Origin of the sequence: Olivibacter sp. CPCC 100613, from assembly GCF_036959255.1 — a bacterium.
GTDB lineage: Bacteria > Bacteroidota > Bacteroidia > Sphingobacteriales > Sphingobacteriaceae > Olivibacter.
Genome location: NZ_JAWMTI010000002.1, coordinates 238,689 through 263,406, shown reverse-complemented (window position 1 = coordinate 263,406; position 24,718 = coordinate 238,689). Strand labels below are relative to the sequence as shown.

The following is a 24,718-nucleotide window of genomic DNA, read 5'->3' as shown; positions in this document are numbered from 1 at the left end:
AACAAACTTTCTCTTGACGCAAAGTAAACTTTGTGAAAGGCCTAATTGAAGGGATATATCAACAAATTGTTGTAGATTTATTTTGTGAAGCAATAGCGATAAAGGGATAGGGAATGGTGTTAATTTGACTTCTTCTTAATGAGAACTGCAACTATTTGAATAAATAATGAAAATAAATGATGGTAAAGAAAATTAACATGTGTTTGCTTGCCTTCGGAATCGCATTGGCCAGCTGTAACCAAAACGCAAAGAAAGCGGAAGAGAAACTGAAAAAACCCAATATTATCTTCATTTTTTCTGACGATCACGCTTATCAGGCAATTGGTGCTTATGGAAATAAATATGCGCACACGCCGAATATTGATCGAATCGCAAAGGAGGGGGCTATCTTTAATAATTTCCTGGTAACGAATTCGATTTGTGGTCCTAGTAGAGCAAATTTACTGACCGGTAAATATAGCCACGAAAATGGCTATCTTGGTAATGAAGGAAAATTCAACGTGGAACAACAGCTCTTTAGTCGTTTGCTAAAACAGGCCGATTATCAGACTGCATGGATCGGGAAATGGCATTTAGGGACGCTGCCCGGTGACGCCTTTGATTATTGGAATGTGCTGCCAGGTCAGGGATTTTACTATAATCCTGATTTTATCAATCAAGCAAACGATACAACAAGAATTGAAGGATATGTGACGAATATAATTACCGACTTGGCAACCGACTGGTTGGACGGTCGTGATACTGATAAACCCTTTTTTCTGGTTGTGGGAGAGAAGGCAACCCATCGGGAGTGGCTTCCTGATTTAACGGACTTGGGGGCTTATGATACTACTGATTTTCCGCTACCGGAAACTTTTTATGATGATTATGCAGGAAGAAAAGCAGCGGCTGATCAGGATATGACGATTGAAAAAACGATGCGCCTAAAAGAGGATCTGAAGGTGCATATAGACTATGAATTGAACAAAAAGGATCTGCAGAAACAAAGGGAAACAATCAAACAAAAACTTTTCGGTAATAAAAAGTTAACTCCTGAACAGGAACAGCAAATCGAAGGGTATCTGAAGAGAGGGCTTTACCGTCGTTTCAACGATGAGCAATTAAAAACATTCAGTGCATACTATGATAAAATTTCGAAAGAATTTGACGATAAGAAATTAAGCGGTAAGGCCTTGACGGAATGGAAATATCAACGTTACATAAAGGATTACCTTTCGACGGCCAATGCATTGGATCGTAATATCGGTAAATTATTGGCCTATTTAGATGAAAAAGGTCTAGCGGAAAATACAATTGTTATTTATGGTTCGGATCAGGGATTTTATCTGGGAGAGCATGGTTGGTTCGATAAACGCTTTATATATCAGGAGTCGTTAAAAACACCTTTTCTAATCCGTTATCCAGGGGTAGTAGCCCCGGGAACAAAAATTGATCAGCATGTGCTGAACATCGACTGGGCACCGACCTTATTGGATATTGCGGGGGTAGCTGTTCCAAAGGATATTCAAGGGCAATCCTTTCTTCCGGTATTACAGGCTAATGGAAAAGACGTGAAAACCCGCGACGCAAGTTATTACCATTATTATGAATTTCCCGAACCTCACCACGTGTCGCCTCACTTTGGTCTTACCACGGAGCGTTATAAGTTGGTGCGTTTTTATAAGGGGCAGAATGCCTGGGAATTATACGATCTTCAAAAAGATCCGCAAGAACTTCATAATATCTATGGCGACAAGGCTTATCAGGCAACGGCCGAAGAATTGAAAGGTAAACTGAAAAAGCTAATCGACCAATACCAGGATAAAGAGGCTGCCGCGATATTTTCGCAGCAGATTTGATAGCCGGAAATTTTGGTATAAATCGTGCTCTTATCGATCGCTTGCTATGCGAGTAAAAGATTGCCCCGGGAATAATGGTCAGGGCAATCTTTTTTCTAAGAAAATTACAACTTTTGTTTAAGCTCGTTATAGTAAGCTACTTTTTCTTTATCGCCTAGCTCGTGATATGCATGAATATAGCCGTCCACCACATGGATGCTATTCGGGTGCTGGTTGTTAAGTTGATGTAAGACTTCGAGGACTTTACTCCAGTTTTTTTGCTGTGTGTAAAGACTTTCTAAACTGAGCAGTACAGGACGCGCATAAGCGGGTGGTTCACTGTACCCAAGATTCTTTTCCGCAAGCACCGCGCGGGTCAATAATGTCTCAGCTTGTTGAAATTGACGGTTTAGTAGGGCGATACGACCGCGTAACTCGAGTGCAGCGATAGATACTTCTTTGATTCTATGATTGTTGATTTTACGTTCATCAGCCGTTTCTTGCACGTTTTGCCACAAATGACTTTCAAGTTGATTAGCGTAATCTGCAGCCTTCTCGGCATCTTCATTTGAAATAGCTTCCATACCATAAGCAAAAAAAAGTAAAGCGTCACGATAAGCCATTGCTTTTGGAGAGTAAACGGAGTCCGGATTTTGGATAGCTTCAAGTCGTTCTCTTGCTTTACTATAATTACCAAAGCAAAGTTCCATTTTTGCCGGTGCAATGATGCCTTGATAAAAAAAACGGCCTTCATATTTTTGACTTCGTGCTTTACTTACTGGCATTGCTTGCAATTTCCGGGCATAGTAAAGAGCGGTTGCGTAATCACCGTTTTGCGCACAGTTTGCAAGTAAGTAGTTGATATTGTGAATGAAATTCCAAGCATCTACTTCTGGAATGTGTTGTGTTTTAATATATGTTGAATCTGTTTTTACGGCTTCTATAAATGCCTTTTGTGCATTTTTATACTCACCTAATTTGTAATAGATATGCCCTGGCATGTGAACCATATGACCCGAATTAGGGGCGAGCATGGGTAACTTTTGAGCGCTTATCAGTGCCTCCGCCGGACAGCAGTTTTCTTTAAGATGGATCCAGTAGTGATGTGCTGCAGCGTTGAGACTGTCTGTTTTTAATATATCCTTTAAAAGATATTCTGCATAGAGTGTGCCTTCCCTTGGATTTAAATCTACATCATAACCGTGTAATTTGCTTAATGCAAGAAAGAGTTTGGCCTGTACGTCGTCAGGGTATCGATGTATCAAAAGCTCCATGTTTTTTTCGTAGCTTTCTTTTCCACTTGTCGGATCTGCCCTCGATAATATGGCTTTGCAATATAATTGTTCTCTTGGAGATGCCGTTTCATATAGCAGTTCCATTTTTCGTAAGGCCAAGTCCTTATCGCCCTCAAAATCATTTCCCTCAATAGCACCTATCGCCGAATATAAACCCCAATATAACATAATAGCTGAAGAGTCTGTTCGGATGGCTTCTTTAAATGCGCGGTATGCTTCGAAGTCCCAAAAGCAATGCAATAGTGCAACTCCTTGGTTAAAGAATTGTTGACTTGAGGAAGAAGTTGTCGAAATAGGGAAATTGACGGTACCTATCCCTTCTATTATAGAGGGGGCGGGAAGGTTATGAACAAATGAAGTTTCTTTTCTGTAAGCCTGGATATGCGCGAAATGGTCATGACTTTGATTCCCGTCATGTTGATTTTCTTCGGATGTTGAACTATGTGGATGTGATGAAGAAGATGCCCTTTTTGCATTTTCACGGTCATATAAGCGCTGTGCGTTTGCGACGAGAAACGTAATACTAAAGATTAACGTTAAACTAATAGCAGCTATTTTATAATTTTTTTGCCTTTTGCTTGCCATAGCTGAATACCTCCTTCTAAATTGAAAACATGTTTAAATCCGTGGTTGACAAGATAATTACCAGCATCTGTACTTCTCCTTCCACTGCGGCAATAGACATAAATAGGTTTGTCTTTATCTAACTTTTCTACGGCTTTCTTAAAGTTGTTTGAATTTTTCCAGTCGATCAATCTCGCGTTTTCAAGATGGCCTTCGGCATACTCAGGACCCGTCCGTACGTCAATTAATTGTACATTGTTCTGTGCTATGGCTGTCGCAAAGATCGCTATCTCCTGGTTAACGAGATCTTGTGCGAAAAGGTGATCGTTTAGGCCTAACAATGCGCCTATTAAAAAAAGTATTCCTTTTAAATGTGACATAGTTGTGGATTTAAGGATGAATGGATAAGGATTTGTATCGTTGTATAGTAAAATCTGTTTTTTGTTTAAGGCCCTTTATGAGTGGGTAACTTCGCTCGACTTGAACGAGGTTTACATCAATTTCATTGCCCTCTTCATCCAGGCCATGCAGCCTGATCCGATTGGGATGAAGGAATGAATACTTCCAAACTAAGGGTTTTTGCAGCAGTTCTTTGTTTTCGTTCTTCTTCTTTGCGAGACTGTGGATGGCCTTATTCCATAGTTTTAGCTCTTTATTCGTCGTGTCTACCTGGTAATAATAGTACTTCCATCCGCCGGCCACACCAGCCAATTCATAGCTTCGGTCAAGGTCCTTAGGTTGTGGCGTACCATTTTCTAAAGGTATTGGTTGTGGATCGCCTGTCTTTATACCAAGGGTTGACCATCGTTCAAAGGTGGCCGCTTGCCAAACGCCTAAATGAGGTGTATTAAGCGTTAATTCTTTTCCATTGAATTTGAAACGGTCAACCTGGTAAAAACCGGTTACACCGTTTAGGCCTTGCTCTATCGGATCTTTTAAACGTCGTTGGTTGTAATGACGGTCGTAACGATAATAACCCAATAAAAGCACGAAAAGAAAAATAAAAAATATTTTACTTGTTAGCCACCAGCTGGTGCGAAAGGATGGATCGTTGCGGGGATGATAAAGGCGGAGTTGCACATCCTGTTCTTTAATAAGTAGTTTATAAATCGATGGGAAATCGTATGTGAGCACAAAAAGTGAAAGTAATACAAAAAAGGCGCTGTAGACATGTACTCCTCCGTCATAGGCATGGTTCGCGAAAGCAATGTTGAACAGAACACCTATATTGATCACCGCACCTAAGGATGCCGTTTGACGGAAGAATAACAGAAATCCACCGAATACTTCTACGACACCGAGCACGATTTCATACCAGGTGACAATACCAACAGATTGCCAGTAGAGTTTATATAGCGTATAATCGCCAAAATCCGTGTTCAAATTCGCTATCGAAGGATAAGGCATTTGCATGGGAAAAAGTTTGAGATAACCAAAATCAATGATGCCGATAGCGATTCGATAGCGCACCAATACACGTAACCAGTAATACCATTTGTCATAAGAAAGAGCGCTTTTTCGTTGCAAGATGGTCCAAATTGAGGCTCCTGTCAGGGCGATGGCTAAGGCTACAAACCAGGTGCTATAGCTAAGAAAGCCCCAGCGCCCACTTTCTGAATGAACTTCAAAGAAATCAGGTCGATAACCTGTGAAAGGAGATAATATTTCATAAAAATAAGTGGCTTCGAAAAGCCTTTCATACCACTTGCGATCCAATGGAATGAGCAATAACAAAAAGAAGATGGTAGAAACTCGAATGAGCCATTGTTGCCATCGGGACCATGCAACAGGCTGTAAGAGCTGTTCTTTTAGGTGATAAGGCTGCGCTTTTTGTTCAGTTTCAATAGCTTGCATCGTTTATATTTTAATAGGTTTGCGTCTACCTTCTTGAATCAGGTATCTTTTGTTTTTTTTAACTAATTTGACCTTCATGATATTCCTATGCTCATCACTGCCGGATAGATACAAGGTGTCTTTTGTCGGACCTTTGTAATGCAAAATGAGGTTTTGCTTGCCACCCATTAAGCGTAATTGAAGTTGTCTGTTAATAGTATCGGCACGATAGGTGTAGAAGGTGCGTCCTCCTGAGCCTGCGTATTCGTAATATCGACTATCGTCGAAAAGTGGAATTGTTTTAGGCGGCATTACGTGCACCTGTTGGGGAAGGTTTTGTTGTATGCTCATGGTGTTCCATGCTTCAAATACGACATTTCGCCATCGCTTTTCGTTTGCAGCATCTAAAGCAGTATTATTAAGCGTAAAGCTCTCTACTTGATAAAATCCTTTGATACCTTTCAAACCTGGATCGGCTTTGAAGGGGAAAGGATTCTGCTGCTTAGCCTGGTATATTTGAAATAAGAAGAAAGCGATCAGGATTACAAAGCCGACTTTCAGGGTAAATCGAAGGTTGTACAACCTTCGATCATGCCAGATTGGTCGATAACGATTTGCATGGACAATGCCCTTCCCGAAAAATAAATGGAAGATTCGGGCCAGGTCAATACGGATAACAAAAAAGGCTAAACAAAAAAGATAAACTGCAAAAACGATATCATGAAGTTGATAGGCTATATTCACTAAAATGACATTGGTAAGAAAAGCGAGTGCTAAGCCGGCACCGATGCTTGCTGTCTTTCTGAATAGCAATGCAATGGCTGCCAAAATTTCGATTAATCCTAAATAAGATTGATGGTGAGCCTTAGCGGCGCTATTAGTGAGATAATATATCTTCCAAGGTAAGAAGTCTCCATAATTGGTGTGCAGATCACTTAGCGTAGGAGCAGGTAGTTGAAGAGGGATTAATTTGATAATTCCCATAGCTAATAAAGCAGCTGCTAGCCGGTAACGTACAATCGCACGGGCCGCATATAATAATTTGTTGCCGATTGCCTGACTCGGAACCATTTTCCATAAGAGATAGAATAAGAGGCAAACCAAGAAAAAAATTAGGCAGGTGCGCACATCCGACAACGGAGCAGATAGCCATGTTGGATAAGAAGTGAGCAGGTCGAAGAGCACTTGCGGGTTCTTATGAATCCAACGCAACTTTTCAAATGCAAAATTTAAGGGCAGACAAGCCGCTAGAAAAGGAATGCTCATCAAAGCCGGGATATTTGCTGTCTTTTTTAAGTTCATCATAACCATTTTGTTAGGTGTCAATAACCTGGGTTCTGAACCAGATCGGGATCGGCTGCGATATCGTTATACGGAATAGGGAAAATCCATTTGCTGTGGTCTGTGGCGCCAGCCAATGTGGAAGCTCTTTCTGTACGGATCAAATCGAACCAACGATGCGGTTCGAGCGCAAATTCAACACGACGCTCGTCTTCAATGGCGCGCAAAATGGCTTCCTGGCTGTTGCTCTGAAATAGCGCAGTTTTCGCACGCGTCCTAACCGCATTTAGATCTGCTATGGCATCGTTGAGCTTATTGAGTTGTGCCCGTGCTTCCGCGCGGATAAGATACTGTTCAGCTACGCGTAAAATGTAAGTAGGATTATCATTTGTAGTACGCCAATAGAGATGCTGCACGAAATAATTCGGAATGGCTGTCGAGGAATTGTCACTAATTAAAAGCTTTCGCTCTCCGCCTGTTTGAGCTGACTGGGTTAATTCATACAAAGCTCGGTTAGGAGCGAATTGATTGCGATAGCTTATGCTAGACCAGGAGCCGAAATGAGCACTTGTGTTGAGCGTGCTAAAGGCTAGTTCAAAAATAGATTCGTTACTGTTTTTTGTATTAATAAAGGTTTGCCAGTCAATTAAGTTGTATTGATTGGATTGATTAATAATGCGTGATGCAAAATCTTCCGCTTCTTGCCATTGCTTACGATAAAGATGAAGACGGGCCTTTAAGGCATACACGGTATTTTTAGTTGCGCGGTTTCGGTTAATGCTTTCGTCGAGTAACGCTTCTGCGGCATTTAGATCAGCAAGTACCTGATCATAAACAAGGCCTTGTGTGCTTTGCCTGATGCCGTTGGCATCGTTTACTGTATTGGTTGGCTGTAATACGATGGGAACATTGCCCCAGGCGCGCGCTAAATCAAAATAAGCGAGTGCTCGAAGAAAATAGGCTTCGCCAACCAATTGTTTCTTTTGCTGTTCCGTAATGCCGGTGCTCAAGCTAGGAACCTTGGCGATGATGTGATTTGCCCCGTTCACCGCCCGGAAAATTGCATACCAAGCATCTGTAATGACTCGATTATCTGCGCGATAGGTATGATTGATAAAGGTGGCATAATAGTTTAGGGTGCCTACCCACAGCAGATCACCGCCAGATAAATAAGCAGCCGCCTGATAACCATCTCCCCCATAGTATGATGAGCTCTGTAACTTATTGTAAACGCCTAAGAGTGCTGTTTCGGCACTTTTACCATCTACGATCGCAAATTCATCTGAAATGGACTCGGTGGGGTTGAAGTCGAGCAGGTCCTTTTCACAATGTGTAAAAAGCAACGTTATACTCAAGGCAAATAGGAAAGTTTTTGTTCTTTTATAAAGGAATAGATTCATAGCTAAAATCATTAAAAGGTTGCATTAATGCCAAATTCAATTGTACGCGCATGTGGCGGAATGGAGAAGTCCAGGCCTTGCACCGTTTGATTCGCAAAGTCTTGTGCAACGTTTACTTCCGGATCCGCACCCGAGTAATTGGTAATTGTAAATAAATTGGTTGCATTGGTATAAATGCGCAATGTTTGAATACCGATCCGTTCTGTCAGCTTTTTGTCGAAAGTATAACCGACCGTAACATTACGCAAACGTATGAAGGAGCCATCTTCCAGAAAACGACTACTTTCAAAATTGTGATTATAACTGCCATCCGGATTAGGCTGGTTCGTTACCCTCGGTATATCCGTGATATCACCTGGTTGTTGCCAACGACGCATCATGCTTTCTTGAAGCGACCAGGAAGTTCCTCTCGAACCGGCATGTTCCTGAAAATAGCGATTCATGTTAAACACCTTATTACCCTGGGAAAAGTAGATCAGAAAATTTAAATCAATGTTTTTATAACTGAACTCATTCCGGAAACCACCGTAATAGTTAGGCCATGCATTCCCAACAATATGGCGGTCGTCAGCGGTAATTTTACCGTCTTTGTTGACGTCCTCATACACAGCGTTTCCAGTTTGCGGATCTACATATAGTTGTTTATAGAGCCAGAATGAATACATAGGATAACCCTGCTGAAGGCGAACCCAGTCGCGATTATACTGCGTGAAAGAAGCGGGAAGCTTTTCGATGAGATTTTTATTATGCGAAATATTGAATGAGCTTGTCCATCGGAATACATCACCCTTTATAGGTCTGGCAGTTAACTGAAACTCTATTCCTTTATTGCTCATTTCGCCGAGATTTTGTAATGTCGAGCTGAAACCCGTTTTAGCAGGAGCTGGTACACTTAGCAATAAATCGGTGGTATATTTGCTGTAGTAATTAAATTCTACACTGAATAGGTTTTGTAGGAAAGAAGACTCCAGGCCAATATTAAGTTGACGCGTGGTTTCCCACTTTAATCGATCATTTCCTAATTGAGAGGGGGCAATTCCCGGTAAATCCAGGTAATTGTTGCCTCCATTCCATAGGGTGAGTGATGCAAAATCATTGATATTTTGGTTACCTGTCCACCCAATACTGGTTTTTAGCGTTAATTCATTTAAGAATGATAGGTTTTCCCGAATAAAACGCTCTTCAGCGACGCGCCAAGAGAAACCTGCTGAAGGAAAATAGCCCCATCGGTTTTGTTTACCGAAGCGTGAAGAAGCGTCTGCCCGCAAGTTCACATCTATATTGTAGCGATTTTTATAGCTATAATTTGCCCCGCCAAAATAAGATAGTAAGCCTGAAGAAATAATGCCTGTGTCATAGGCTGTTGTGATAGCAGCCGATGCAATCGTTTTGAATTCAATGCTTGGAAAATTGGTGCCTGTGAGCAATTGACGCTGAAAGTCGTTACGTTGAATAGTGTTTCCTAAAAAGACTGCTAGGTGATTTTCGCCGAAATCCTTATTATAATTAAGTAACTGTTCTGCAATCCATGTTTTATCGTTGGTAAGACCTTCGGTTGCACTGCCGTTACTTGCTTTACCTTCATTCAGATTTGCATTGTAATATATCGACTCACGATAGTCATTGTTATCTAAGCTCCAGGACGTTTTGAAGGAAAGGCCCGGGATAATCTCCCATTTTGCAAAGAAATTACCGATAAAACGTTTGCCATAAGCATGGTTGTTGCTGTTTTCTAATAAGATATAAGGATTGTTGAATCGTTCCGCATTATTATAGCTTCCATCTTCTTTGAATATAGGTGTTAGGGTAGGTGTGTGTATGCCGGTATTTAGAATTCCCCCGGTGTCGCCGGTTCTTACTAACTGTCGTTTGGTTTGGGCATAAGATGCGCTGATACCTACGGCAAGCCTCTCATTGATTTTGTGATCTAGGTTAGTACGATAACTATGTCGACGAAAATCCTGTAATCGTATAATGGAAGGTTGATCGGAAAATTCACCACCGATATAAAAAGCGGTTTTATTATTTCCCCCGCTGATCGACAAGTTATGTGTTTGTTGCTGCGCTGTTCTGAACAGAATACCCAGCCGATCATAAGTTCCCTGATCTTCGGGGTTTCCCAGGCCTGCAACACCATTTACTACTTCACTGACAGGTCGGTAGGGACGTAATTCGTAAGAACCACCATCATTAAGATAAGCTTCATTTAAGATTTCCGCATGTTGTGGGCCTGTGCTCAAATCCCAAAGCTTATCATAATGGGCAAAACCGTATTGTGAATTTAGGTTTATTCTTGTTGGACCGTCTTTTGAACCTCTTTTTGTCGTGATGATGATAACACCATTAGCACCTCTGGATCCATAAATTGCCGTTGCATTCGCATCTTTCAATACTTCAATGGACTCGATATCAGCCGGATTGATATCGGCTAAGGGATTCGTGCTTTGCCCACCGGTGCGCACACCCTGTAATGATTCACTGTTAATAAAAACGTTATCGATGATATAAAGCGGATCATTACCCGCATTGACAGACGTCGTACCGCGAAGTCGGACAAAGGTGCTTCCACCGGCGATACCCGAATTGGAAGCAATTTGTAAGCCAGGTGCTAGTCCCTGAAGCCGATCATTAAAGGCGGCACCTTGTTGGTTGGTCAGTTCGGTAGCCGCTACCGTCGTACTGGCACCGGTATAAGTGCTCTTCTTTTGTTGGCGATAACCGGTAATAATAACTTCATCAAGCTTCGCATCTACTGGTTCAAGTATGATGTGAAGATCTGTTTTGTCATGGAGTTTGACCTCTTGATCGCGAAAGCCAACTAATGTAAATCTTAAAATAGCTGATCCACCGCCAGCGATGGAAAAGAGGCCCTTTGAATCGCTTTTTGTTGTATGGTTTTCCGGTTTTTGGATCACAGTAACCCCTTCTAAGACTTCCCCTGCCGGGTTGGTGATTCTACCCTTAATCATTCGTTGCTGGGCATTTACCGTATTTATCGGAAATGTCGTGAACAATAAATAAAGAAGATAGGTGAAGCAATAAGTTGATCTGGTTGAATAAATAGTTGAAAATTCCATAAATATAGACATATCGTGTTAAAGCAAGCGAAAACAGCGGCTTTCGCTTGCTTGATTTCAATGAATAAGTGTTTTTATCAGGATTATACAGTCCGTCGCATTCGATGCGTTAATAAGGGTGATTTCGCTCGTTCTGACCTATAAAAATGGATTTTGTCACTGGTAAAAGTGTGATGATAGGGTAGAGAATATAAATTCATTATATTTGAATGATTAATTTGATAAAGTTGATCGGGTCACCCTGTTAATCGAAGCGCAAAATTGATTTACACGGGGTGGCTTTTTTATTAAATTTATTTTCGTAAACAGGAACCGGTTAAGGGGCATTTGTATTTTGCATAACGATTATTCATATTTTGTGTTAGGAATCGTTTTCAAATATAGATAAAGTATACTAATTTTATAGACTAAATATGTTTTTTGTAAGTCATTATCCTGAGGACCGAAATTGGCTATGAGACGAAGAGAATTTATCCGTAATAGTACACTCTCTACCCTTTTTCCTGCATGCAAATTTTGGGGAGGAGCAAACCAAGAAATTTATGTGCAGGATATCAAGTTGTACAATATAGGTGTTAATGAACGAGGCAATTGGTACGTCATAGAACTTGGCACCAATAAAGGCTTGACCGGTTTGGGTGAATGTTCCCATGCACATCCGGTACATGACAGGCAAGGAAAGAGGCGGGTAGAAAAAGCTGTTGCGGAATTGTTCGCCGTATTGAAGGGACAATCGATTTTCGATATCAATAAATTTCGACGAGTTATTCACCCGCAATGGGATAAAATCTATCAAACAGTCTTTTCCGCCTTCGATCAATGTTTATGGGATATCTGTGGAAAAGCAACCAACTTACCGGTTTATAGCCTATTGGGTGGGAAACTGTACGAAAAAGTAGAAGTATATGCAAATATTAATCGGGCATCTAATGAGCGTGATTCCAATGGGCGGCGCTCTGTCCGTTCCTTTATCGACAATGCCGAACAGGCAGTAGCAGCAGGGTTCAATGCGGTTAAATTGGCGCCCTTCGATGAAATGAAATCGCTTGCAGATGCCAATGAGCGTGAAATTGAGACGTCAATAGTCTATGCATTAAACTGCATTCATGCGGTAAGGAAGATCATCGGACCAGAACGTAAACTGTTAATTGATGTTCATAGCCATTTAAATTTTCGATTAACCAAAACATTGTTGGAACGTGTGAAAAGATTCGATCTCTTTTGGTTAGAAGAACCCTTTGATCCACTTAAATCAGTTGAGGAAATGGCCTCATTGAAGACAGAGGCGACACCCTATCTAGCTGGTGGTGAATCGATTTTTGGCTTAACAGGTTTTGCAGAAATCTTTAAGTGGCAAAGTTTGGACACAGTGATGCCCGACGTAAAACATTGCGGCGGAATAACCAGCCTATATCAAATCGCTTCGATGGCCGCTGCGCTTGGCATTCGTGTAGCTCCTCATAATCCGAGCGGACCCATTGCAACAGCTGCTTCTTTGGCTGTTTGTGCAACTATGCCGAGCTTTCAAATGCTGGAGTATGCATATGGAGAGGTCGGTTGGAGCAGCCATTTGATCAGGCCGGTCGAAGGTTTTAAAGATGGTTTTCTAATCGTTTCAAATAACCCTGGAATTGGTGTCGAACTGAATAGAGGCGAATTGAAAAAGCACTTGGTTTAAAAGAAGATCGGCGAATTAACGCTTGCAGAATATTATTCTTTTTTGTAATTTATGCCGTTCATACACAGTTTTTTATCTAAATAAATAAAGCTTGATTTAAATATATTAAAAAAGTATACTAAATTAGTAGACTTTATGGTTTTTTGTATACGCTCCTAAAAAATTGATCGCTCATGAAAACAAATAATAAGCATCAGAAAAAGAGTTCTAATGAGATGGGGATGATGGAACAGGGTATATTGGTGAAATTACGAGCCTTGCAAGGCGGGTTGAAATTACATTTAGCACTTTCGTCCCGCAAACGCGCTCCTAAAGGTTATCAGTCTGTTGTCGAAAATTCTTCCTTAGCAAGATCGATTGCTTATGCAAAAGAGGGGGAGATTATTAGTCTGCTCGATTTTTCTGTTCCCTATAAATTTCTGGTTTTAGAAGTGTTGGTTATCGGCTTACAAAATATATGATGAATAGCAGAACCAAAATAAGTTCGTATGAGTTAAGCCAATTATCGGACAGCGATTTAATACGGCGTGTTTATGAAGGGTATGGCTGTAATATCGTGAACTTAATGAAGCCAAACCCTTATACGCAGCAATCTTTGCCGTCGTCCGAAAAACTGACACCTGCTCAACGTGCTTTCTTTATTGTATTACACCTTTATGAGCAAGCACATTTATCCTTAGTTGATTTTTATTCATATAGCCTCCGTCTGCACGAGTGCATGCACTGGCGTAGTTTAAAAAAAGCGGCTCATTATTTTAAATTGGTTAAACTGGAGGAATTAGTTGATTCTATACAATACCTGTTAATGGTTGATCCACTTGGAAAGAACGGTCTTACGCGCTATGCCTTTAAACAAATTCATACGGAATTACTTTTAGATGCACCCGTGATGTATTCCTTTATTGCGCAAATGATTCGTGATCATCATGAAGATTTTTTAAAGGTGGGGATCGTGAGACGACGAAAAAAACCAGTGTTTTCATACCAAACGCATAAACTCTCAATTAATATATAGCATGCATATTAATTACCTGGCCCTCGGTATTCCTTTCATGCTACTGATTATCTATTTAGAATACATATTGGCCAAAAAACGTAAACTGATGACTGTGTTCAGGTATGAAAGTACAGTGGTTAACTTATCGATAGGCATTGCCGATCGGTTTTTTGATATCTTTTGTTCAACAATTTTTTATGCTACTTATTATTTCCTTTACGAGCATTGGCATTTTTTTGAAATAGGAGATGCGTGGTATATTTGGGCGCTGTTGTTGCTGGCAACCGATTTGGTTTGGTACTGGTATCATCGCCTAGGACACAAAATCAATATTTTATGGGCTGCGCATATTGTGCATCACCATAGTGAAGAATTTAATTACACATCAGCCGTCAGAATTACCGTTTTTCAGGCATTTATACGTTCTGCTTTTTGGTCTGTTCTCCCGCTTATTGGATTTCAACCCAAAATGGTGATTCCTGTTCTTATGTTTCATGGTGTTTATTCTTTTTTTACCCACACCCGTTTAGTCGGAAAACTAGGCCTGTTAGAATATGTTTTTATTACACCTTCACTCCATCGTGTGCATCACGCTTCTGATGAAAAATATTTGGATAAGAATTTTGGGGATATTTTTGTGTTCTGGGACAAGCTATTTGGTACCTTCATGGCAGAAGAGGAAGAACCTCACTACGGCATTGTACATGGCCTTGAAACGAATAGTTTTTTATGGCAACATTTTCATTATTATTTAGAAATTGCTGTCGCCTTTCAGCGGGCTAAAAATTGGAAGGATAAATGGCGTGCCGCCTTTGGAGGACCGAATGAAATGAATCCTGCTATACGTCGCTTACTTGAGCGGAAATTTAAAGTTATGAAGGTGTCTTCTGCTACCAACCTCATGATAAGAAAGTACATCAATATGCAGATGGTTGGCTGTGTGTTGGTTTTAATGATGGTCATGTTCTTTTATAGCGACTTGTCCTTTGTGGTGTACCTGCTTTCGTTGGCTTTTGTGCTGGTTACCTTGGTGGTTTGCGGCGCTTTATTAGATGGTAGAAATTACGTTTTGGTTTTAGAAGGACTTCGATTTGGTTTGCTGATGCCCTGGCTGCTTTATATGCTGATAGGGTCATGGTGGATATCTATATGTTCGGCTTTTGCCGGCTTGTTTACCATTTTTCTCTTTTATAAGCATTTTGTTATGCGGGAAATGAAGATGTCCTTGTTTTAGGGCCGTTATGGACGGGGTGGAAGAAAGAGCGAACTAACAAATAACCGGACCCTGTAAAGAGATAGCTTGAAGATATTGAGACAAAAAAGCTAAAGTTTGATCATGCACGCGCTTGATTGTTTGTTAACTTTGGATTGGATAATTATAACCAATTCCAATATACTCAGATAAATTATGAAGAAACATCCGTTATTTCTGCTCTTTGTTCTTTCCTTTACGTGGCAGGCAAAGTCCTTTGCTGATCAATCGGTGAAATCTGAAGATCAAAGGCCAAATATAATCATTGTAATGGCAGATGATCTTGACTCGAGGCAATTGAGTTGTTATGGTGGACAAAATATAGATACAAAACATATTGATCAATTGGCTTCGGAGGGGCTGAAATTTAATTCCATTATCGCTTCTGAAGCGATGTGTGTACCTACAAGAGCTTCGCTTTTTACAGGTTTATACCCTGCAAAACATGGAGCCTATCGGAATCACAAGCCTGTATACCCGCAATTAAAGAGTATTGTCCATTATTTGAATGCCGTAGGGTATCGTGTTGGACTTGCCGGAAAGGACCACGTAACAAAGCCCGTGGCTGTATTTCCATTTGACCGGGTTGGTGGTTTCGAAGCCAATTGTGTATCGGCGACAGACGAATATAGTTTAGACAGCGTAAAAAATTATATACAACAGAAAGATCCGTTTTGTCTTTTTGTGATGAGTATCAATCCCCATGCACCATGGACTGTGGGAGACCCGGCGGAATTCGACCCTTCGAAATTAAAACTGCCGCCTCATTGGGTGGATACGGATTTAACGCGTAAACAATTTTGCCGTTATTTAGCGGAAGTGCGCCGCTTGGATAATCAGGTCGGAGACCTGGTGAACGTATTGAAGGAATCGGGTAAGGAAGACAACACAATTGTTATCTTTTTAGGTGAGCAGGGACCTCAGTTTCCTGGGGGGAAATGGACGCTTTTCGATAATGGACAGAAAAGTTCCATGATTGTTAAATGGCCAGGTAAGATTAAAGCACGTACGGAAACAGATGCAATTGTTCAGTATGAAGATATTACACCAACCTTGCTCGATATCGCGGGGGGGAAGCCTATAGCTGCTTTGGATGGATTCAGCTTTAAAGACGTATTATTAAATAAAGAGGCAAAGCATCGCGATTTTGCCTATGGTATTCACAATAATATTCCGGAAGGTCCTGCTTATCCGATCAGGAGCATTCGGGACCTTCATTATAAATACATCCGTAATTTGACACCTGATTCAACTTATTATATTAAATATATGATGAATACCGACAACGCTAACTTAGCTTGGACAACCTGGGTGGCCAAAGCTGCAACCGATAAACAAGCAGCACAGCGGATAGAACGAATAGCTCATCGTCCCCCAGTCGAGTTATATGACCTTCAAAAGGATCCCTATGAGTTGGAAAATTTAGCGGAAAAACCGGCATACCGTGCTTTGCTTGATCAATATGCAAAAGAATTGGATAAGTGGATGCTTGCGCAGGGAGATCGAGGTACAGCGATGGACGTACCAACGAACAAGCCTGAAAAATAGATGCTTTCATGGTGCAAAATGTGGAATCAATGGCTACGCCAAGACGGATGAAACTGTTCGCATTCGAACAGCATTGTACATATCCGAACAGTTTCGAGGAAAATAAATGGTGCGTTATCGTGATCTGACTGTCTTTTTTGAGTTGGCAAATTTATTGCGTCAGATCGGTAAATGATGTATAACTGCTATCTGCATGTTAAGAATTTATATTAAAATTGCTTGGCGTAATTTATGGAAACATAGATTGTATACCTTGATCAATGTGGCCGGCCTTGCGATCGGTATAAGTACCTGCTTGTTGATTTTCCTCTTTGTACGTTACGAATTGACCTACGATCATAATCATGCGCATTTTGATCACATCACTCGGATTACAACTAGCTTACAGACACCGGAATCCAGTCTTACCTTTGCAACCAGCTCGTACCCTTTAGCCGATATTTTAGTACGTGAGTACCCGGAGGTAGAAGCAGCGGTTCGCCTGGAGTCATCACCTGCGGTTGTACCTTATAAGAATGATTTAATTCGGGAAAAAGGATTTTTCGAGGCTGATCAATCGGTGTTTTCTGTATTTACTTTTTCATTTGTTATTGGTTCGGCGCATCATGCGTTGACTGCTCCGAATACGCTGGTGCTGACGGAAAGTGTAGCACGAAAATATTTTGAAAAGCCTGAATTGGCGCTTGGGAGCACCTTGTTATGTAATGCAAAGCCTTATCGTATCACAGGGGTAGTCGCTGATTTACCCGCGAATACGGATCTCCACATAGAGGGATTACTTTCGACCGACTTTTCAGCACGAACGACATGGACCGATCTCGATTTCCCCGTTTATACCTTTGTACGCTTAAAGGGAAATGCAGATCGGAAGCATTTTGAATCTAAATTACAACGAATAGCGGCACAGTATGTACAACCGGAACTGAACAGCGTAGGAGCGAAGGACTACCAAGTTCGTTTCCTAACCGAGCCACTTGCTGACGTGCATTTCAGTCAGGGTAAGTTAATGGACACCCTAAAAGGGAGTAAACAATTCAACTACATCTTTTCATTGTTAGCCATTTTTATACTTTTTATTGCGTTGCTCAACTATATTAATTTATCCACCGCAAAGGCGATGGAAAGGGAGAAAGAAGTGGGGGTCCGCAAAGTAGTTGGAGCAAGACCCATTCAGTTGATCGGACAATTTCTAATCGAATCCTTTTTTCTGATTGGTCTGGCCTGGGCAGCAGCTATCGGAATCGTCTTGTTACTGATTCCTTCTTTCAATCGCCTATTGAGCACCGCCATATTCTTTGCCTGGAAAGAATACGCTTTGTTTTTGGTTGCTGTATTTCTACTAACGGTGTTGTTATCGGCAATTTACCCTTCGCTTACGTTAACACGTTATCGGCCGTTAGGGATGTTGAAAGGGCGCTGGAAGTTAAATGTAACGGGTTTAAACTTCCGCAACGGAATCCTTATACTTCAGTTTGCAGCTGCAACAGCAATGATCATCAGCACCTTGGTCGTTTATAAGCAAGTAAAATATGTAACGAACACAGATCTTGGTTTTAGCCTGGACCGTATCGTCAGTGTGCGTGTTCCGATCGATTCGATCGAGCAAAGACAGGTTAAAGCATTCTATGAAGCTTTACGGCAACTTCCCGAAGTAGCGAAAGCAACCATGGGTAGTGGTTTGCAAGCCGATGATCTTACGATGGCAACAACTTTTGGCAAAAGCAACAATCAGCAAAGAGAATTTGTCTCGAATTATTATTTGATCGATCCGGATTTTGCACCGCTATTAAAACTTCACTTTGTTGCAGGAAGAAATTTATCGGATAGTTTACATACGGATAAAGAGCAGGCATTTTTAGTAAACGAAAGTTTTGTAAAGAATATGGGATGGAAAGAGGCTCTCGGACAACCTCTGGAAGGATTTGGACATAAAGGAAAAGTTGTCGGGGTTGTGCGAAACTTCTATTATCAATCGATGCACAACTTGGTTGAGCCATTGGTGATGATTTATAACACCTTCCCGGCCACTACAGTTTCTTTTCGAGTTACGCCTTATGATTTACCGAAGGTGAAGGCCGTTTGGGCAAACTTTTTTCCGAACAGAATTTTCGACTATACTTTTTTGGATGAGGCCTATGCTGCGCAATATAAAAAGGAGAAGGTAACCACACAGCTTTTTAATTATTTCGCCATGTTGGCTATTTTTATTTCGTGCCTTGGCTTATATGCCTTGGTCACATTGATGACTGCGCATAGGGTGAAAGAAATCGGTATTCGTAAAGTACTGGGAGCCTCAATTACTAACATTGTGAGTCTTTTATCCGGTAGTTTTCTTAAATTGATCGGCCTATCCATCCTGATTGCTTCACCGATCGCTTGGTGGGCGATGAGCAAATGGTTAACTAATTTTGCTTATCGGGTGGATATAGCGTGGTGGATATTTGTTATTGCTGGATTGGTTATTATGGTAGTTGCCTTGCTTACACTTAGTTGGCAAGCAATACGGGCTGCTTTGGTAAACCCGGTGAAATCGCTTCGTGACGAGTAGGAAATCCGTAAGACGCGAAATCATTACAAGTCCAATCCGGTGAATAGTAACATTCATTACCAAATACATTATATTATATTATTGCTAAATCGTTTTTTATTTCTACATTAGCACTGTATAAGCCTACTTAAGTGGTATCATTTTCTTCTAACAACGAAGCTGACCTATTGATTAGGGTAGCGAATGGTGATGAAAAAGCCTTCGAACAGTTATTCTATGCTTATTATGATAAGCTGGGAGCTTTTATTTATCAGCTTACTTCCTCACGTACATTAGCAGAGGAGGTGGTTCAAGAAGCTTTCATTGAGGTATGGCTTCGACGTGAATCCTTAGGTGAAATTTCCTCTTTTAAAGGGTACATCTTTATTCTTACAAAGAATAGAATGTTGAATGCCCTGCGTAAAATTGCCAGTGAAAAACTTCGAAATGAGACTTGGCAAGCGGGTTTTATTCAATATCAGCCTGCTGAAGCGTTTGAAGATCCTATTGATCGTTATAAAGCCCTTCTGGAAGAGGCAATTCAGAAACTGCCGCCTCAACAGCAAAAGGTGTTTAAATTGAGTAAAATAGAACGCCTAAAGCAAGAGGAAATCGCTCGTTTATTAGAGCTTTCGCCCGAAACGGTGAAGAAACACATGAAGCTGGCACTAAAGTTCTTACGTAATTATTTTGCGGAAGCGCGGATTGACCTGCCGCTCTTAGTCATATTGCTGAGCCGTTTTTTACGGTAAAATAATCTTCTGATTACCCCTTTTTCTTTTTGACTGTGTCTTTAAGCTAAACAGCCCCTTTGGCTAATTGATTATAATGGACAGCAAGTTGCGGATTTTATTCGAAAAGTACTTCAATAAACAGGCTTCTCCGCAGGAAGAGCTTGAGCTATTTGCTTTACTCCAAAAGGAGGAGTTGCAAGAGCCGGTGGAGGCTTTATTGGAAAAGGCCTTCTTGGATTATGAGCAAAACGAAAGTTTCTTTGATACTGCTCAAACCGCTCACCTATTGAAGCAGATCAAACAACGTACAATTCTGAAGGCGAATAGGAAATGGCATGCGGTGCTTCGGTATGCTGCCGCTATGCTGCTAACTTGTGGACTAGGACTTTTTGTCTATTTCTACTTGATGCAACCTGTAAACAACCTATCGGAGAAACAAAAGATAGTGGTGAAGCGAGACGTTCTACCAGGATATGAAAAGGCCTCTATCACGCTTGCTGATGGTCGTACGATTGAGGTAGAGAATATAGCTAACGGTAAATTCAACGATCGCAATAGTAGTTTTGTGAAGGAACAACAGGGACAGTTAAATTATTATACCAATGAATCGTCAAGCAAGGAAGGAGTATTTCATACCATGCGTGTACCGAAAGGAGGGCAATACCGTTTGGTGCTCGCTGATGGAACGAAGGTATGGCTCAACGCAGCGTCTTCTTTGCATTATCCAACGCGTTTCGATGATAGCCTAAGGGAAGTAACGGTGACCGGCGAAGCTTATTTCGAGGTAGCACGAAATGTCGACAAACCTTTTATCGTGCATTGTAACGGCCAACGCATCCAGGTGCTGGGAACTCATTTTAATGTACGCGCCTATTCGGATGAACCGGAACTGAAAACAACCCTGTTAACCGGAAGTGTTGCGATTACGAAAGTGGGCACAAGATCGGAAAGTGTTTTATTACGACCTGGGGAAGAGGCAAGTTTAGGCGCACAGGGAGCTATAAAGGTGAACATGTTGAAAGATGCCAGCGCTCGTGTAGCCTGGACAAAAGGTTATTTTTCGTTTAATAGAGCCGATTTGCAAACGGTATTGCGTGAGCTCGCGAGGTGGTATAATGTAGATCTAAAGGTGAGCTCAAGTACTACAAAAACTTACACGGGTAAAATAGACCGTCAACTGACTTTGTCTGAACTTATGAAAGGCCTGGCCCTTTCAGGTATTCCTATTCAGATAGAAGATAAAGAGCAAATTATTGAATTACCAAAAGACCTGTATTAGAAAAAAAATATGGAAACAAATGGACCTTGAAGGTTGTCAGCACAGAAAACCAATAAGCGAATAAATTTAAATTAACAAACCTAACATTATAGACTTATATGATCGCAATTAAAAATAAGGCGAAGAGGAAAGCTATTGGCCTTCATTTAGGAAAACAAATATTCACCTGCTTACTGCTGGCGAGCTTGTTGTTCAGCTCCTCGGTACTTGCTGCGCAAGGTATCAGCATACAGTTGCAAAAGGCCCGGTTATCGGAGATTTTTATGGCCATTGAAAAGCAATCGGATTACACGTTCTTTTACAATGACCAATTACTTGAACTGATGAGCAGGGTGGATCTAAACATCCGGAATGCCTCTGTAAGTGAGGTACTCCGGGCAACCTTGGCTAATTCTTCCTTAACGTATGAGATTAAAGGAAAGACGGTTTTTATCAGCGAAAAGCCTAAAACGTCGCCATCGAAACAAGAGAAGCAAGTTGTATTGCGCGGAAAAGTGCTGGATGAAGCGGGGCAAGCCTTGGCAGGTGCTTCTGTACGTGTTAAAGGTTCAAAAACGGGAACTTTAACTGACGGAAATGGTGCCTTTTCACTTCAAGCGTTACCGGGGGCTTTATTAGTTGTTTCCTATGTGGGTTATGCTGAAAAAGAAGTGATCACCTCCGAAACGGAAAATTTGGTTATTACGTTGGAGGCCGCTAACAACAGTTTGGAGCAAATTGTTGTGGTGGGCTATGGTACTTCTCGAAAAGGAAATTTAAGCACCGCGGTGGGATCGGTAAAAGGGGAGGAACTACTGGAACGACCTACCGCCCAAAATTTGCTACAGGGAATGGCCGGTAAAATTGCAGGGGTGAATATCAATCTGAACTCAGGTAAACCTGGAGGGAATCCAGCTATAAAAATAAGAGGAACCGGATCTATCAATGGTTCTAATACGCCACTCTATGTCATAGATGGCATGGTAGGAGCCGATCCAACAAGTATAGACCCCAATATCATTCAATCCGTAGATGTACTAAAGGATGCCTCATCTGCAGCGATTTATGGGTCTCGCGGAGCGAACGGCGTGGTTGTTATTACAACAAAAAACGGAGATCCTAACAGTACACAGATTGCCTTTGATAATACGTTAAGTTTTGCTTCGCTTGCACGCGAATTAGATCTTTTGGACGCCAATGAAAGCCTGGAAATGTTTAAGCGCCAGTACGAATATGTGCCTGGCCGCATCGCACCGCATTTGGACCCTAATAATTTCTTCCCTCGTAAAGAAGACTTATTTAACGACGATGGAACACCTAAATATAATGTGAACTGGCAACGTGAGGCAACCCGCTTAGCGGTGTCACATCAACATGCATTAACTTTTTCAGGAGGAAAAGATAATATAAAAGTATTAGCCAATGTATCTTATCGGAACAATGATGGAATCATGTTAAATAGCTATTATAAACAGTTAAATGGCTTTTTAAACCTCGATTGGGAAGTGAAACCCTGGTTGAATATCAAAGCTAATTTGAATGCCGGGGGCTACCAAAGTAATAATATAGATAATAACACTTTAGGATTAAATGCCTTGCGGCAAAGTTTGGAATATTTGCCCTTTTTGCCGATAACCTATCCGGACGGTACTTATTCGCGAAAAGGCGATTACCCGGGTGCAGAAAATTCCGAGAATCCCATCAAGCTGTTAAATGAGGTAAAGAATGTCACAGGAAGAACGCAGTCATTAGGTAATTTAATGGCTACATTTCATCTTTCGGATAAGGTGGATTTAAATGCTTCTGTAAGCGGGCAACTGTCCTCTAGTTATAATCTTTATTATGGCGGTAGGACTGTCTTCGACGTAGCCGAAAACCAGCAAGGTGTTGCCGAACGCGGACATACGGATTTTGGGTCCTGGACAACAGAACATTATTTCTCTTATACAAATAATTGGAGTAGGCATCACTTAAATGCGGTGGCAGGAGCAAGTTGGTATTACTATGTGACCTCTACCGATCATGCTGGAGCCGAGGGGTTCTTCGATGATTTTTTTCAATATAATAACTTGGGTACGGGAACTACACCGCAAATACCTAGCTCAGGAAAAACGGAAAATCAATTGAATTCCTATTTTGCTCGAGCAAATTATAATTTTGACGACCGTTATCTGTTGGGTGCCTCATTCAGAGTTGACGGAAGCTCACGTTTTGGTGCCAATAATAAATATGGCTACTTTCCTTCTTTTTCGGCCGCTTGGCGTATTTCGCAAGAATCGTTTTTTAAAAATATGGATAGTCGTATTGACGACTTAAAATTGCGCGCTAGCTATGGTATCGTTGGAAATGCGGAAATTGGCGACTATGTTACCTTGAATCGTTATAACAATGGACAGGCGGTTTTTAACAATGCTTATCAATCTGCTGTAAGTTTAGCAGCATTGGGAAACCCCGATTTGCGTTGGGAGAAGGCCAAACAATTAGATGTTGGTCTGGATATGAGTCTGTTTAATGGTCGTGTACTCATAACGGCAGATGTATACAATAAACGTAATGACGATTTACTCTATCTTCGAAAGCTACCGATGACAACGGGTTATACCAATGTTTTTGATAATATCGGAAGCATTCAGAACAAGGGAGTGGAGCTTGGACTTAACACGATCAATGTGAAAAAAACAGATTTTAGCTGGACGACAGGCTATAATTTTTCTATCAATCGTTCCAAGGTGATTGACATCAATAATGATGTAATTTACCCCTGGTTCGGCCGTATTATCGCGGATGGCCCTCTAAATGAGTTTTATGGTTATGAGCGCGTGGGCGTATGGGGAACCGACGAAGCGGAGCAGGCAGCACAATTTGGCAAGAAGCCGGGTGATATCAAATATCAGGATACCAATGGAAATGGGGTGAAAGACGCGGATGATCGTGTGAATTTGGGGAATGCAATGCCCAAATGGGAAATGAATATGACGAATACCATTAGTTATAAAGGCTTTTCGCTTTTTATTGATCTACAAGGTGTTTACGGAAACCATGTAATTAGTTTGGCAAAGGCGCTCATGGTAAATCCAGGGCCTAATGTAAATAGTTTTAACACGATTTTAAATGCCTGGACACCAGCGAATCAAAATACAATGCTTGGGCAATTAAGGGTGAATTCTGATGGTTTTGACAATGAAGCGGGTGATTCTTACAATGTAGAAGATGGTTCTTTTTTGCGTGTGCGAAATGTCGGATTGTCTTATCGTTTTGATAAGAATTGGCTGCAAAAAATTAAGTTAAACACCTTGGTGTTGGGTGTAAATGTTGAAAATGCGCTTCTTTTTACGGGGTATACCGGTTATGATCCGGAGGTAACCTCTTTCGATGCAGCGCTTAACCAAGGGGTTGATGTATACCAATATCCTAAACCTAGAACAATCTCTTTTTCTTTAAAAACTAGCTTTTAATT

General features: G+C 41.2%; 16 protein-coding genes. 10 read left to right on the top strand and 6 right to left on the bottom strand.

Features of this window, described 5'->3' with window-relative positions; all coding sequences use genetic code 11:
* Positions 1 to 176: 176 nt before the first annotated feature.
* The gene (locus RYH73_RS07475; RefSeq protein WP_335312796.1) at positions 177 to 1,838 is read left to right on the top strand and encodes a sulfatase family protein; all 1,662 of its coding nucleotides are present in this window, start codon (positions 177 to 179) and stop codon (positions 1,836 to 1,838) included.
* Between the two features lie 104 nt (positions 1,839 to 1,942).
* Here the strand turns inward: RYH73_RS07475 and RYH73_RS07470 are convergent, their stop codons facing one another.
* From RYH73_RS07470 to RYH73_RS07445, 6 genes are read right to left on the bottom strand one after another with little or no spacing between them, the layout of a single operon-like run.
* Positions 1,943 to 3,697, bottom strand: coding sequence for a tetratricopeptide repeat protein (locus tag RYH73_RS07470; RefSeq protein ID WP_335312795.1), 1,755 nt, complete (start codon positions 3,695 to 3,697; stop codon positions 1,943 to 1,945).
* On the bottom strand, positions 3,664 to 4,056 hold the full coding sequence (locus tag RYH73_RS07465) for a rhodanese-like domain-containing protein (RefSeq protein WP_335312794.1): 393 nt from the start codon (positions 4,054 to 4,056) through the stop codon (positions 3,664 to 3,666). The genes RYH73_RS07470 and RYH73_RS07465 overlap by 34 nt, the downstream gene beginning before the upstream one ends.
* A 10-nt stretch (positions 4,057 to 4,066) precedes the next feature.
* Positions 4,067 to 5,530, bottom strand: a complete 1,464-nt coding sequence (locus RYH73_RS07460) for a hypothetical protein (protein WP_335312793.1) — start codon at positions 5,528 to 5,530, stop codon at positions 4,067 to 4,069.
* Positions 5,531 to 5,533: 3 nt separating this feature from the next.
* Entirely contained in the window at positions 5,534 to 6,814 is a 1,281-nt protein-coding gene (locus tag RYH73_RS07455; RefSeq protein WP_335312792.1) for a hypothetical protein, read from the bottom strand.
* A 17-nt stretch (positions 6,815 to 6,831) separates the two neighbouring features.
* Positions 6,832 to 8,190, bottom strand: a complete 1,359-nt coding sequence (locus tag RYH73_RS07450; protein WP_335312791.1) for a RagB/SusD family nutrient uptake outer membrane protein — start codon at positions 8,188 to 8,190, stop codon at positions 6,832 to 6,834.
* An 11-nt stretch (positions 8,191 to 8,201) separates the two neighbouring features.
* Positions 8,202 to 11,279 carry a SusC/RagA family TonB-linked outer membrane protein gene (locus RYH73_RS07445; RefSeq protein ID WP_335312790.1) on the bottom strand — a complete coding sequence of 1,026 codons (3,078 nt, stop codon included), beginning with the start codon at positions 11,277 to 11,279 and terminating at the stop codon, positions 8,202 to 8,204.
* Between the two features lie 442 nt (positions 11,280 to 11,721).
* Between RYH73_RS07445 and RYH73_RS07440 the strand changes: the two genes are divergently transcribed.
* The 9 genes from RYH73_RS07440 (at position 11,722) to RYH73_RS07400 (ending at position 24,716) form a co-directional block, all read left to right on the top strand.
* Complete coding sequence (locus RYH73_RS07440; RefSeq protein WP_335312789.1) at positions 11,722 to 12,945, top strand: mandelate racemase/muconate lactonizing enzyme family protein; 1,224 nt, start codon at positions 11,722 to 11,724, stop codon at positions 12,943 to 12,945.
* A gap of 173 nt (positions 12,946 to 13,118) precedes the next feature.
* The gene (locus RYH73_RS07435; RefSeq protein WP_335312788.1) at positions 13,119 to 13,406 is read left to right on the top strand and encodes a hypothetical protein; all 288 of its coding nucleotides are present in this window, start codon (positions 13,119 to 13,121) and stop codon (positions 13,404 to 13,406) included.
* The gene (locus tag RYH73_RS07430) at positions 13,403 to 13,960 is read left to right on the top strand and encodes a hypothetical protein (RefSeq protein ID WP_335312787.1); all 558 of its coding nucleotides are present in this window, start codon (positions 13,403 to 13,405) and stop codon (positions 13,958 to 13,960) included. Before RYH73_RS07435 ends, RYH73_RS07430 begins: the two co-directional genes overlap by 4 nt.
* Position 13,961: 1 nt before the next feature.
* Positions 13,962 to 15,176 carry a sterol desaturase family protein gene (locus tag RYH73_RS07425; RefSeq protein WP_335312786.1) on the top strand — a complete coding sequence of 405 codons (1,215 nt, stop codon included), beginning with the start codon at positions 13,962 to 13,964 and terminating at the stop codon, positions 15,174 to 15,176.
* 174 nt (positions 15,177 to 15,350) lie between these two features.
* On the top strand, positions 15,351 to 16,742 hold the full coding sequence (locus tag RYH73_RS07420) for a sulfatase family protein (protein ID WP_335312785.1): 1,392 nt from the start codon (positions 15,351 to 15,353) through the stop codon (positions 16,740 to 16,742).
* 193 nt (positions 16,743 to 16,935) lie between these two features.
* The gene (locus tag RYH73_RS07415) at positions 16,936 to 19,290 is read left to right on the top strand and encodes an ABC transporter permease (RefSeq protein WP_335312784.1); all 2,355 of its coding nucleotides are present in this window, start codon (positions 16,936 to 16,938) and stop codon (positions 19,288 to 19,290) included.
* Positions 19,291 to 19,421: 131 nt separating this feature from the next.
* Entirely contained in the window at positions 19,422 to 20,021 is a 600-nt protein-coding gene (locus RYH73_RS07410; protein ID WP_335312783.1) for an RNA polymerase sigma-70 factor, read from the top strand.
* Between the two features lie 76 nt (positions 20,022 to 20,097).
* Positions 20,098 to 21,282: a FecR family protein gene (locus RYH73_RS07405; protein ID WP_335312782.1), complete on the top strand. Its 1,185-nt coding sequence runs from the start codon at positions 20,098 to 20,100 to the stop codon at positions 21,280 to 21,282.
* Positions 21,283 to 21,380: 98 nt separating this feature from the next.
* Positions 21,381 to 24,716 carry a TonB-dependent receptor gene (locus tag RYH73_RS07400; protein WP_335312781.1) on the top strand — a complete coding sequence of 1,112 codons (3,336 nt, stop codon included), beginning with the start codon at positions 21,381 to 21,383 and terminating at the stop codon, positions 24,714 to 24,716.
* The last annotated feature ends 2 nt before the right edge of the window (positions 24,717 to 24,718 follow it).